General features: G+C 56.7%; 9 protein-coding genes. 1 reads left to right on the top strand and 8 read right to left on the bottom strand.

Annotated elements, in window-relative coordinates:
- Positions 1–6: 6 nt before the first annotated feature.
- From GGR27_RS10230 to GGR27_RS10220, 3 genes are all read right to left on the bottom strand, one after another.
- A complete protein-coding gene (locus tag GGR27_RS10230) occupies positions 7–1,344 on the bottom strand; it encodes a UDP-N-acetylmuramoyl-tripeptide--D-alanyl-D-alanine ligase (RefSeq protein ID WP_168037352.1) in 1,338 nt (445 codons plus the stop codon).
- 101 nt (positions 1,345–1,445) lie between these two features.
- The gene (locus GGR27_RS10225) at positions 1,446–2,957 is read right to left on the bottom strand and encodes an SUMF1/EgtB/PvdO family nonheme iron enzyme (protein ID WP_168037351.1); all 1,512 of its coding nucleotides are present in this window, start codon (positions 2,955–2,957) and stop codon (positions 1,446–1,448) included.
- 283 nt (positions 2,958–3,240) lie between these two features.
- A complete protein-coding gene (locus GGR27_RS10220) occupies positions 3,241–3,831 on the bottom strand; it encodes a hypothetical protein (protein WP_168037350.1) in 591 nt (196 codons plus the stop codon).
- Between the two features lie 106 nt (positions 3,832–3,937).
- Here GGR27_RS10220 and GGR27_RS10215 point away from each other — a divergent pair, with 106 nt between their 5' ends.
- Entirely contained in the window at positions 3,938–6,544 is a 2,607-nt protein-coding gene (locus GGR27_RS10215; protein WP_168037349.1) for a penicillin acylase family protein, read from the top strand.
- A gap of 12 nt (positions 6,545–6,556) precedes the next feature.
- Here GGR27_RS10215 and gcvT read toward each other — a convergent pair whose 3' ends face one another.
- The 5 genes from gcvT to GGR27_RS10190 form a co-directional block, all read right to left on the bottom strand.
- Positions 6,557–7,669: a glycine cleavage system aminomethyltransferase GcvT gene (gene gcvT / locus GGR27_RS10210; protein ID WP_168037348.1), complete on the bottom strand. Its 1,113-nt coding sequence runs from the start codon at positions 7,667–7,669 to the stop codon at positions 6,557–6,559.
- A gap of 62 nt (positions 7,670–7,731) precedes the next feature.
- Positions 7,732–8,724, bottom strand: coding sequence for a sensor histidine kinase (locus GGR27_RS10205; protein WP_168037347.1), 993 nt, complete (start codon positions 8,722–8,724; stop codon positions 7,732–7,734).
- 105 nt (positions 8,725–8,829) lie between these two features.
- Entirely contained in the window at positions 8,830–9,834 is a 1,005-nt protein-coding gene (locus GGR27_RS10200; protein ID WP_320060351.1) for a hypothetical protein, read from the bottom strand.
- A gap of 143 nt (positions 9,835–9,977) precedes the next feature.
- The gene (locus GGR27_RS10195) at positions 9,978–10,640 is read right to left on the bottom strand and encodes a coiled-coil domain-containing protein (protein ID WP_168037345.1); all 663 of its coding nucleotides are present in this window, start codon (positions 10,638–10,640) and stop codon (positions 9,978–9,980) included.
- Between the two features lie 284 nt (positions 10,641–10,924).
- Positions 10,925–12,322, bottom strand: a complete 1,398-nt coding sequence (locus GGR27_RS10190; protein WP_168037344.1) for a tetratricopeptide repeat protein — start codon at positions 12,320–12,322, stop codon at positions 10,925–10,927.
- Positions 12,323–12,328: the final 6 nt, after the last annotated feature.

Genomic DNA, 12,328 nt, shown 5'->3' with positions numbered 1-12,328 from the left:
TGCTACTTATTGACTTACCGGAGCCCCCTGCAGGATACGCTCCAGCTTGTTTCCCCTGCTGCCCTTCACGAACACTGTCCGCCCGCTCCAGTCCTGTTGCCAGAACCAATCGGTTAAACCAAAGGAGTCCGCGAACCAAGGTCGCTGAAATTCCCGCGCCGGCTCCCGCATGGCTTCGCCGACGAACACCACCGTGTCGGCCGCTTTGCCGGCCTGGAAAGCGACCTCTCGGTGTGCTACCCCGGCGATGGGGCCCAACTCAAGCATTTCGCCCAGGATAACTACACTATCCGCGGGTTTGTGATTCGCGGAGAAACTTTCCATGGCGGCCACGACGCTACTGGGGTTAGCGTTGTACGCATCCCAGAAAAACGTCACCGCGCCGGTTTCGAGGTACTGACTCCGGTGATTTGTGGGCTCGTACGCTCGCAGCGCGGCCGCTATATCGAGCGCGGGCACTTTGAAATATTTGCCGATACAGATGGCCGCCTTCACGTTCTGTAAATTATGCTGGCCGCTCAGGTTAAGCTTCGCCTCAATCAATTCACCCGTGCTACTCAGGAACCCTACGTGGATACGTGGGTGGACGGAAAATACTTTGATCTCGATGGCGGCCACTTCCTGGTCCGGGACTTCGCTATCCTGAAAATAGATGACGCGACCGTTCTTGCTGGCCATTTCGGATAGATAGTCCTCGTTGGCATTAACGAAAGCTACCCCACGGTTGGTGGACAGATAGTCGAACAACTCTCCTTTGCCCGCAATCACACCGGCTATCCCACCAAAACCTTCGAGGTGGGCTTCGCCAATATTGGTGATCAACCCGTGCGTCGGTCGACCGATCATGCAGAGTTCCGCAACTTCACCCTGGTGGTTAGCCCCCATTTCCAGCACTAGTATATCGGCACCCTTTGGGGTACCGAGTACCGTCAGGGGCAGACCCAAATGGTTGTTGTAATTGCCCGGGGTAGCGTGAACGGTGTACTGGCGGGCGAGCACCGCGCGGGCGAGTTCCTTCGTGGTTGTTTTCCCGTTGCTTCCCGTAATGGCCAGCGCGGGCATGCGCTGGTTTTTCCGGTGGCTGATCGCCATTCCCTGGAGTGCCACTAAACTGTCCGGCACGAGCAAAAATCTTTCATCCCCGGCCACGACGACCGTGGGGTCGTCCACGATCACGAACCCCGCACCCCGCGTCAGCGCCTTATCCGCGTAAGCGTTGCCGTTAACTTGCGTACCCACCAGCCCGACGAACAGGTCGCCGGGTTCTACCGACCGACTATCAATCCGTACCCGTGGGTGCTGTCGATAAATTTCGTAGAGGCGCGCCTCACTGGTGTATTTCATTACGCAAAGATAGATAGCTTAGTATGGAACAAAAGCACCTATACAACAAAAGTCCCCTCCGGCAAGCTTGCCGGAGGGGACTTTGATCAGTACCTCGTCGATTAACGGCGCGAGCGGCGCTTTTTAATCTTTTTGCCAAAGCGGTTTTTCTTCTTGCCGTTGGAAGCGACCTCCGCCTCACTACCGAGGGAAATCATCGCACAACGGAAACCGACGGTCCGGCTACCCTTATCCTCGTCCATGAAGCGGCGCGTACCGGGGCTAAGCCAGTAGGCCCGGTCGGCCCAGCTACCACCTTTGTAAACGCGGGCCTTGTCGGAGATTAGCGTGTGCTCGTTGGTTGCGTACTCCGCTTCGGATTGCTCATCGCCATCGAGGTAATTATAGACGCGGCCTTTTTTGTAATTATCACGCTGCGCGGCTTCCTCGTCGGTGACGTACTCGTACTTTAGGCGGCCGAGGCTATCCTTTTCAACCGGCTGGCCCGTAACCGGGTCGCGTTTGATGTTCTTGAATTCGTTGCCACGGAAGGAGTTCAGGTCGTGATTTTCGAAGTCGTTCAACGTCTGTGTCGTCAGTGGACGGTAAAGGTCGAGCACCCACTCGTTCACGTTACCGGCCATATTGTACAGCCCGAAATCGTTCGGGTAGTTCTCCGTGACGGCGGAGGTAATGGACGCGCCATCGTTTGGCTTACCGGCGATGCCCATGTAGTCACCACCGCGGCGCTTGAAGTTAGCGTACATCTGTCCCTGGTACTTGTCGTGGCGCTGGTAGCGCATACCCGTACCGGACCAGGGGTAAATACGGCGGTCCGTATAGTTTTCGTCTTTTTCGTTTTCCTGAAGGCCCTGCAGCGCCAAGGCGGCGTATTCCCACTCCGCCTCGGTTGGCAGGCGAAATTCCGGCTGAAGAATACCGTCCATCATTTTCACCTGGCGGTCACCACCCGTGCGGTAGTCCTTGACGCCCTTGCGGATCGTCGGTTCGTACTGCCCGTTTGTATAAGCGTCGGTCACGAAAACGTTTTCGTCCTGCGGTGCCGGGTTCGGCTCGATGATGCCCTTGTCGATGAGGATGGCCTCGTTGACGCGGTCCGTCCGCCAACGGGAGAACTCATTTGCCTGCGTCCAGGTGACGCCAACGACTGGGTGGTCCTTGGTCGCTGGGTGGCGCAGGTAGTTCTGTACGTAAGGTTCGTTGAAGGAAAGCTCATCACGCCAAACTAGCGTATCGGGCAGCGCATCGCGGTAAACTTCGGGATAGGACTCTCCGTAGGCTAGGGCGGTCCAGGACATGTAGAGAAGATAATCATCGTTGCTGATCTCCGTCTGGTCCATGTAGAAGGTAGAGACCGTGACGCGGCGGGGAATGTTATCCCAGTCGTAAGGCACGTCCTCTTCGGTGAAGCCCATGACGTAAGAACCACCGGGGATCAGCACCATATTTGGTGGCGTTTCCTGGCCATCGTACCCATTTTTGGATTCGAAGCCACCCCACTTAGTGTCGTTCATTTTCCAATTGGTGGCGGAGTTGCGATCGTTGCGACCACAGGAAGAGATGAGCAGCATTGCCAGTGCGAGCAGGGGCGTTGCTTTGAGCCAATATTTCATAGAGCTGAAGTAAACCGGGTAATTCGTTTTTCGGAGAGTAGCGCAAATATACTGCCTGGCGAATTGACCCGAACAGTAGCTAACTACTGCGCGGGGTCGAGTTCGTTTGGGGCACGCTGACGCTAAGGTAAACCCCCGTAAGGCGCGGCGTATTGTGTAAGGAATCTTAAAAGTTTACCACACTTTTATTTAACCAAAAGGGTCAGACGGGCGCGGACGCGGGTGCGGAGAAGATTCGTTCGGCTACGCCCGCAAAGAGATGGTTATGAAACACTAATCGCGCCTACCCCCGTCTGTTGAGCTCATCCTGTAACTGCCGGCGGAGGTTCTGCTCGATCTCCAACCGTCGGCGCTTGCTCAGTTCAAGTTCTTCGGCCAACTTAGTGGCGTTCACCTTTGCTTCCTTAGCGGTACTGGACGCATAACGCATCCTGCTGATCGCTAATACCAGCGCGACGAGAAGACCAATGATGGTGGACCAGACGACGGTACTGTACGTTTCCTTCGACAGCTGCATACCCAGCAGGTTGATGCTTTGGTTATCCTGCTCCAGGGTACTGATCGCGCGGTCCCGATCGGAAATGTACGTCGTTTGCTCCTGCACCTTGCTGGCCTGGGTAGCGATGGTCGCGTTAAGTTCTTCAATCTCGCTGGTGTAGATAGAGATGGAGTCATTAACGTTATTCATGAAAGCCTGCAGGAAGGGCTCCCGGACGACTTTGTAGAACTGGAATTTATTCGACACACGCAGCATCTCGTCGAATTGCCCCCGCAGGGAAACGGAATCAGCGCGGGCGGGGTCACCAATCTGCGCTTGCAGCGGCGTGGTGGTGAAGAAAGCTAAAGCAAGAAAAATGATAACCGAAATACGCATCAATGATTGTCTTTGGGGGGTCTAGCGGCGCGAGTTGTCGCTGCGCGCAAAGATAGAGGACACCGCCCCGGATTGTTGTTTTCCCGCTGAGTTAATTAAACACGCAATGAATTTTCGCACGACCAACAACCAGCGTTTCGCTTTTGGTTTCTGCGAACACCTTACCTTACCCGGCATGAAAATCGGTTACCTGTTCACGTCCGCCATTCTACTGATCCTGTGGGTTTCTCTGGGGAGCATCACCAACCCCTTTGGCAGCCCACTACCCCGGCTCGGTGCATTTTTCAACCCCGGAGAAGGGTTTTGGTCGAACACGGAAAACATCGACCGTGACCGCCGGGCGATTTGTAGCAAAGTCCTGAACGACCCGCGGGCGAACGGGACGGTTTTTTTCGATGACCGTAACGTACCGCACGTATTCGCTAGCAACCTGGCGGAAGCAAGCTACTTGCAGGGCTACGTACACGCCGCCGACCGCCTCTGGCAAATGGACGTAAGCACCCGCGCCACGGAAGGCCGCCTGAGCGAAGTACTCGGCCGCCGTACGTACGCACGCGACCTGAAGCAGATCCGCACGGGCTACCGCCGCAGTGCTCAACTAGAATTGGACACCATCCGGGAACACTTCCCGGAAGACTACGCGATAATCGAGGCCTACAGCGCGGGCGTGAACGCTTACGTTGATCAGCTAACACCGAAGGACTATGCCGTAGAGTATAAGATACTCGGCCACGAACCGATCCGCTGGTCACCCTACCGCAGCATTTTGCTGATGAAGGGCATGTCGCAGGCCCTCAGTAGTCGTTACCGGGACGCGGAAGAAGCTACGACGCGGGATAAGCTGCCCGAAGACTTGTATCAACTACTTTTCCCAAAACACCAGGCCGGGGAAAGCCCCGTGGTACCGGACGGGCCGATCGCTGCAAAAAAGGGGAAAGCGCCCCGGCCGCTCCCGGTAATGAGTGCTACCGGAGGGTCCTTCGCCCCACCCACTTCCTTTGCACCCGCGGCCGCGCCTACACCCGCTAATCCCCCACTAACCACCGAAGGCTTGCCGGCATCCATTTCCGCGCTGGAAGAACACCCGGATGCCTTCACGCTCCTGCCCCCCGACCCCGGCAACGGGTCCAACAACTGGGCGGTTAGCGCGAACCACTCGAACACCGGCTACCCAATGCTCGCCAGTGACCCCCACCTGGCGCTGACGCTACCCAGTATCTGGTATGAGATTCAAATCCACCTCCCCGAAGTAAACGCCCGGGGGGTGAGTCTACCGGGCGCGCCGGGCATCATGATCGGCTACAACGACCACGTTGCCTACGGGGAAACGAACGTTGGGCAGGACGTGACGGACTGGTTCAAAATCACCTGGGTCGACGTCGACCGGCGAGAATACTTGCTCGACGGGGAACGAATAGCGGCTGATTACGCCGTGGATACTTTAGTCATCAAGGGCGAGGACGCGGAAGTGATCAGAACCCCCTGGACCGTATTCGGCCCCGTGCCCGAGCAAACCGGCCCCTACGCCGACCACGCCATGCGCTACCTCGGCCACGAAGCCATCGGGGGCAGCTTGCGTAGCCACAGCACCATTGGCACTTTCATGAAATTGATGCGCGCCGAGAACCTCGGCGACTACGAAAACGCGCTATCCGGCTACGTCGACCCCGCCCAAAACTTCGTCTACGCCGACCGCCACGGCGAAATTGCCCTCCGCCCCAATGGCTTTTTCCCCGTAAGGCCCACCGGTGACGGGGGCCTCCCCTACCCGGGCGACCGCCGGGAATACAACTGGCGCGGCTACGTTCCCTTCGACCAACGACCGATGCAACGAAACCCCGAACGCGGGTTCGTAGCCTCCGCCAATCAAATCACCACCGGCACCAATTTCCCGTACGCCTACAATGGCTCGTTCGACGAGTACCGGGGCCGGTTCATCAACCGCCGGCTCGAACGTGAAAGCGTAATGAACCAACGAACGATGAAGGAACTGCAACTTAACAGCTATTCCCTGCAGGCCGAAGAAATCACGCCGCTACTACTGGCCAGGCTCAACCGGAATCAACTGAATGAGGAAGGCACGCAAATCCTCCGCCTCGTTGCGGACTGGGACTACCGGCACGAAGGAAATAGCCGGGCGGCAACTTTTTTTCAGCAGTGGAAGGATAAAGTCTACGAGCTGACCTTTGACGAACTGAGCAGCGACAGTATTAACTACCTCCAACCCGACGACCGTGTGTGGACGGAACTGATCCGTAAGTCACCGGGCCACGTCATATTCGACATTGTGGCCACCACTAACTTTCGTGAAACGGCCGCTACCCTGGTGCAAAGATCATTTGAGGAACTCCTCGACGACCTCAATGGTCAGTTACCCGCCCCCTGGGCAACGGCACGTGACAGCCGCGTCCGTCATCTCGGGGCGATCCCCGGGCTTGGCTCGGGCCTCATCACCACCGGCGGTGGGCGCTCCTCACCGCGCGTCCTGATGGGTGGCCACGGCGCCAGTTGGCGGATGGTTGTCGAACTCGGCAAACACCCACGGGCGTGGGGCGCGCTCCCCGGCGGCGCGTCGGGGCACCCCGCCAGCGAAGCTTACGATAACGGTTTGGAAAACTGGACCAACGGCCGCTACCACGAACTAGACCGGTGGCGCGACTGGGAGGAGGCAGAGGTAAAATCCGCGGGGCGGTGGGAATTTCGGAGCGAGTAGCTCTACAACAAATTATTTCAGAAACGGAAGCTTCACCACTTCGGCGTCCATCGTTTTCCGCCCGAGGTCGACCTTGATCTTGGTACCGACGCGGTGGTTACCGCTGGCGACGTAGCCCATCCCGATCGGGTAATCCAGGCTGGGTGAGTGCGTGCCGCTGGTCACTTCGCCGATCGCCCGACCATTTTCGTCCCGTAGACCGTGGCCGTTGCGTGGCGCACGCCGCCCGTCTACTTTGAAGGCAACCAGGCGACGGCCGACACCGGCTTCCTTTTGCTCGACGAGGTGTTCGCGGCCGACGAAGTCTCCGGCTTCCAACTTAGTAATCCAGCCCAGCCCGGCCTCCAGGGGCGTGGTGGCGTCGTTGATGTCGTTGCCGTAAAGCGCGAATCCCTTCTCAAGCCGGAGCGTATCGCGGGAACCCAGACCGCAGGGGATCAAACCATGTTTTTCACCCGCCGCGAGAATCTTGTCCCAAACCTCCGCGGCTTTGTCTGCGGCCAGGTAAAGCTCGAACCCTCCCGAACCGGTATAACCCGTGGCGGACAGGATGACATTGTCAACCCCCGCCAGCGTACCACGGACGAATTGGTAGTAAGGAATCGCCGCAAGGTTTTCGTCCGTCAGTTCCTGAAGTATTTCAACCGCCTTCGGCCCCTGCACCGCCAGGAGTGCCGTACGGTCGGAAATATTGAGCAGCTCAGCTCCGAAAGTATTGTGGCTACTGATCCAGTCCCAGTCCTTCTGAATGTTACTGGCGTTAACGACCAGCATGTACGCCGGAAATTCGCCCGACATACCCATCGCGGGGTTGGGGGGAAGCCGGTAGACGAGCAGATCGTCCACGATACCCCCGGCCGGGCGTGGGAGGCAGCTGTACTGTGCCTGACCTTCTTCCAGGCGGTCTACGTCATTACTCGTTACGTACTGGACCAGGTCCCGCGCGCCTTCGCCCCGAATGATGAACTCTCCCATGTGCGACACGTCGAACACGCCGGCGGCTTCCCGGACGGCCTGGTGTTCTTCTTTGAGGCTGGTGTAAGTGAGCGGCATCTCGAACCCGGCGAAATCGACGAGCTTGGCGTTGAGGTTCCGGTGGGTCTGGGTCAGGGGGGTCGTTTGCATGGGCCGAAGATAGCTGGATCTTGCGTTACGAGCCGCCAGTGAAGAACGACGAACCGTAAAATTTACGCTGCCGGGAGGAAAATCCTGAAAATGGTCCCGCCACCGGGGTTGTCGGCCAGTTCCAATTGCCCACCGTGGAGCGTCACCAGTTGGCGGACGATGAACAGCCCGAGGCCGGTACCCTTGGTCGTGCGGGTGTCTTCGTTCCCGACGCGGTAGAATTTGGTGAAGACTTTATTCTTTTCCCGGTTCGGGATGCCCATGCCATTATCCCGCACCTCCCAGATGAGCTCTTCTGATCCGCCGCGGAGCAGTGACGTATGAATTACGGGAGCGGGTTGACTGTATTTCGCGGCGTTTTCGAGCAGGTTTACCGCTACGCTCATCATGCCCATTTGGTCGCCGGTAATGGTGGGCAGCCCCGGTTCGATGTCCACGTGGACGTTGGCGGACTGGTACTTCATGGCCACCCGTTCGGCGGCGTCCTGGATGATGGCGCCGAGGTCGAGGTCTTCTTTATTGAGCTGATAGGCGTTCTCCAGTTTGGCACTCAGCAGGAGGTCGTTAACCAGTGCGGTGAGGCGGTCCGTTTCCGCCAGGGCGTTCGTGCTGAGTTTCTCCTGTAGTTCAGGTTTGAGTTGTTTCCGTCGCTGGAAAGTTTCCAGGATGAGCCGAATGCCCGCCAGGGGAGATTTTAGTTCGTGGGTGATGCTCAGTAAGAAGTTACGCTGCTGCTCGGCGGCGCTGATCTCCTTGTTCAAGTTTCGGTACAGCACGAACAGACCGGTAACGAACAGCGTCATCAGCAGCGCGGCCTCCCCCAGTACCATGTACTGCTGGCGTTCGAGCTTTTTGGCGCGTTGCGCATACTCCTCCGTCTGCTTGAAGTCCGCCGGTTGTTCGATCTGCTGCTGGAGGGCCATTCTCAGTGCCAACTCCTTGACCTGTGCGTCAAAAACCGCCGTATTCTTCTGCATCAGCAGTACCGTCCACCAGCCAAAGGCGAGGAACATGTAAACGACGATGACGTAGATGACAATCGGGTGGCGGCGCATGGGACACTAAGCGAATTTACAAGATTGAGTTCACCAGAAACACCGGACCCGGAAGGAACCGCTACGGGTCTCTTCCGGGTCTGGAAACGACTGGCTTAGCCAGTACTAGTCAAAGAAAGAATCGTACTGATTTTTGGAACCACTCTGCCGCGCGCGCTCGGGCACGGGGGCGTCGAGGTCCAGGACGTCGTTGTTGGATTCAGCCTGGAGCAGAAGTGTTCCCTTTTCCTCACCGAGCAGAAGACTGGTGGATTCTTTCTCCCACTGCTCCAGCATCTCCATGCCTTCTTCCTCGAAGACGCCATTTTGCAGGTCGACGGAGTCCATAAAGTTGGAAGACATTTCCATGAAGCGCTCCATCTCGCCAACCTTGCTGGCCACGTCTTCGGTAATATTCTCCATCGCCATGTCGAACATGGCCCGCTGGTCGGGGTCGCCGTTGATGACGCTCATGGCCGAGGTCATGGCACCGTGGCTGGCGTGGATGGCCTTACGTTCCTGCTCTTTGACCATGACCTGGTCCTTGATGTCTTCGGAAAGGATCTGGCTATTTTCGTACATTTTGGTTAGCACCCGGTAGAGCACTTCCATTTTTTGGTACAAGGTTTCCAGGCGCATGTTACTATCCTTCAGGCGGCCGGCGCGGCGGCTTTTGAGGATCATCACGTTCCGCTTGTTAGTGTCTTTGGCCCGTCCGGCGAGCTTCAGGTTGTTGCTGATCTCGCGCTCGTTATTGACGATGAGTTCCTTCAGCTTGTGCATCTGCGCGCGCAGTTGAGAAATCTGCTTGTTCATCTTCCGCAGATTATTCTGAAGCTCGTCGACGTATGACTTCAGGATACCGATGGGGTCGATCTGCACGAACATCCCAGTGATGGCGCGCATCACGGACTTGTACATGTAGAAAACGAGATTGCGAACCTTGGGGTCCAGCACCATGTAAACGATGATACCGAGCACGGCAACGACGCCAGCTAAGTATAATGTATTCGCTAAAATGGCGGCCCAGGGTAAAGAGACGGCCAGGAAACCGACGGCGCCCAGAATAGCCATCAGAAAGAGTAAGCCCGTAACGCCTTCCGGTCTTTTCCAAAAGGATTTTGGTTTCATTTGTGGTGCCTCCATAATTTATGCGCTTTGTAAGGGGTAGTTGCCGGGTGGGTTCCAAAGATAAGGAACTTGGCCGGCCCAGTTTAAAAGGATGAAGCCTTCTTTTGTTATCGGTTCATCGACGAACGCCCGGTGCTTATCGACTACTTCAGATATTTCTTGATGTTGGTCACGTCGGCCGTGATGCTTTCAGCGATTACTTGGTAGGTGGTTTCGAAATCGGCCTGCGTTTTCGACAGTTTGCCCATGCTGTTTTGTATGGAGGTGCGGAGTTGTTGCTGCTCCGTTTTTGTCGCGGCGATCTTCTCCTGCCACTCCTTGATTTTGGCTTCCTGTGCCTGCACGCTCTTATCCAGTTGCTGCAACCGCTGTTGTTTGTCGTTTACCTGTTGTCCTTTCTGGCCTTCGAGCGCCTGGTCAAATTTGGCTTGTTCCTTTTGCAGTGTTCCGAGGTAATGCTCCGCCGACTTTTGCAAATCCGGTGCCGTTACGCCCATACTTTGCGCGGCTGCAAATGCCGTCTGGTAACGAATGTCCTCCGTGAAGTTCATTTTCTTCAGGTTCTGCAGGCTTTTCTTGTATTCCAGATAGTCGAACCCCGGGAGGTTTGCCCTTTCCATGGACTCCATCAAAATCTTGACGAATTTGTCGTCCACCACGCCGTTCGGGTCAGGGGGCGCGGACGCCGGTGCAGGGTTAGTGCCAGCGGGAGCAGTGGTTCTTACGACGCCCGGCCTGGACACTTTGCTCGCTTGTTTGCCCTCTTCGTCGTCGACGATGAAATAACCCTTCAAATTCTTCCACATAGTTAGCCGGTCTTTAAAGAAGTTAAGCTAAGAACCCTAGCATTTGTTCTGCTTAGCTAGCGGGTGCTCCCGGCAAAAGTAAAGACCACGCAGTTGACGTCGGTAGGTGTACGGTTAGCTATTTGACCCACTTACCTTTGCTTACGTCATGACCCGACACCCGCGACGTGTTAGCTTGTCCCACACTTAGTCGGTGCGCCCGTGCCCCACCAATCGGTTACCACCAAAAAAACGGGCCCGCCCGGAATATCCGAACGAGCCCGTTACGATCAAAACCAATTACGCTAGAAACGAAGCGTCACGGTCTCGTTGATTCCACACCCGACGGTCAGTTTCTGACCTTCCTTGTGGCTACGGCTAAAGGCGTCGGCCTTAATCGGCATCGAGCTGCTGTAGTTGCTGATGCGGCGGTTGGCATCACCAGCGGACTCTCCGTCGATGCTACGGGCGTACTGATACTTGTCGATTGCGGCGAGGACGGCCAAACGCTGATCGTAAGAGTCACCACAATTGCGGCTCATCTTTCCGTAAATATCACCGATGAGGATGTAGGGCTTACCCCAACCAGAACGGAGTTGCGCGGCCTTGTTGGCGTTTCCGCGGGCGGCACCGTACTGTCCGAGCTTGGCGTTCTGGATCTGCGCGATCTGGTAGTAGTAAACGGCCTTCTTCTCGTCGTCCGTAGATTTGGCGATGGCATCTTCGTAACCCTGGACGGCACCGGCGAAGTCGTCGTTATTATAAGCTTCCTGGGCGGCGTAGGCGGGGTTGTTCGCGCGGCGGTCTTCTTCGTACTGCTCCACACGCTCGGAGCGGACTAGGTCGTAGCGTGCCTGGACTTCCATGACGAAAGCATCACTCTCGGGGCAGCCCTGGTTCTTGGCCTTGGCCACTACGTAAAGCAGCATCTTCAGGTCGTCCTGGTTTTCTTCGAAAGTAGGTAACAGGGCCTTTTTGAAGTACTCACAATCGAAGATCTGGTCTTCGTACTCGGAAACCGAGGAGACGAGGTTCGCCTTAGCGTCTTCGTAGTACTGTGCGTAGTCACCACCGGCGGCGACGTTTTTGTCGGCCAGCGCGACACCTTTTTCGTAAAGGCTACGAACCCGTTCGGCGTCGATCTGCTCCTTACCGAAATAGTAACTCAGTAGCTGGCCGAGGGGTGGCAGCACGATGTACTCCGTCTTGTCACCGCCTTTCTCCATGGCTTGCTCCAGTACGTCAATGGCCTCAATGCTGTAACCATTTACGTAGAACATATCGTAGCCCTTGCGGCCGAGTAGGTAAGCTTCACCGTCGGGGTAACAGCCCATTTCCTCGTCGTAAAGGGCAACGAGTAGATCACCGTACTCCTTCTTCTTGGCGGCGTCGGTTTCCTTACCGGCCAGAGCGCGGTAGAACAAGCGCCCGTCGCGGTAGTGCGTGGCCCGTTTGCCGTCGGCGGCCGGGGCAATGGTGTAGGCGGTTTTCCAGTTTTTGAAAGCGTTGTCAAACTCTCCCTTAGGGAGGGCGGCTACTTCATCAGCTGTTTTGTTTTTGACAAAATTACGGTAGGACACGTGCGCGTCCGTTGCCTTGGTTTCCTGAGCGGAACCCACCCAGTTAGCACACTGGGCGGTGGCCGGAGTGGCTGCGGCGCAGAGAATCAGCAACAGGAAAAGATTGCGAAATAAAGTTTGCATGTTGGT

Source organism: Neolewinella antarctica (assembly GCF_011927835.1).
Taxonomy (GTDB): Bacteria; Bacteroidota; Bacteroidia; order Chitinophagales; family Saprospiraceae; genus Neolewinella; species Neolewinella antarctica.
This window is presented reverse-complemented; position numbering and strand designations above follow the sequence as displayed.

What these genes read in the sequence shown, in the direction of transcription:
- GGR27_RS10230 (WP_168037352.1), bottom strand. Translation starts at nt 1,344, where the DNA reads ATGAAATACACCAGTGAGGCGCGCCTCTACGAAATTTATCGACAGCAC.
- GGR27_RS10200 (WP_320060351.1), bottom strand. Translation starts at nt 9,834, where the DNA reads ATGAAACCAAAATCCTTTTGGAAAAGACCGGAAGGCGTTACGGGCTTA.
- GGR27_RS10205 (WP_168037347.1), bottom strand. Translation starts at nt 8,724, where the DNA reads ATGCGCCGCCACCCGATTGTCATCTACGTCATCGTCGTTTACATGTTC.
- gcvT (WP_168037348.1), bottom strand. Translation starts at nt 7,669, where the DNA reads ATGCAAACGACCCCCCTGACCCAGACCCACCGGAACCTCAACGCCAAG.
- GGR27_RS10195 (WP_168037345.1), bottom strand. Translation starts at nt 10,640, where the DNA reads ATGTGGAAGAATTTGAAGGGTTATTTCATCGTCGACGACGAAGAGGGC.
- GGR27_RS10190 (WP_168037344.1), bottom strand. Translation starts at nt 12,322, where the DNA reads ATGCAAACTTTATTTCGCAATCTTTTCCTGTTGCTGATTCTCTGCGCC.
- GGR27_RS10215 (WP_168037349.1), top strand. Translation starts at nt 3,938, where the DNA reads ATGAATTTTCGCACGACCAACAACCAGCGTTTCGCTTTTGGTTTCTGC.
- GGR27_RS10225 (WP_168037351.1), bottom strand. Translation starts at nt 2,957, where the DNA reads ATGAAATATTGGCTCAAAGCAACGCCCCTGCTCGCACTGGCAATGCTG.
- GGR27_RS10220 (WP_168037350.1), bottom strand. Translation starts at nt 3,831, where the DNA reads ATGCGTATTTCGGTTATCATTTTTCTTGCTTTAGCTTTCTTCACCACC.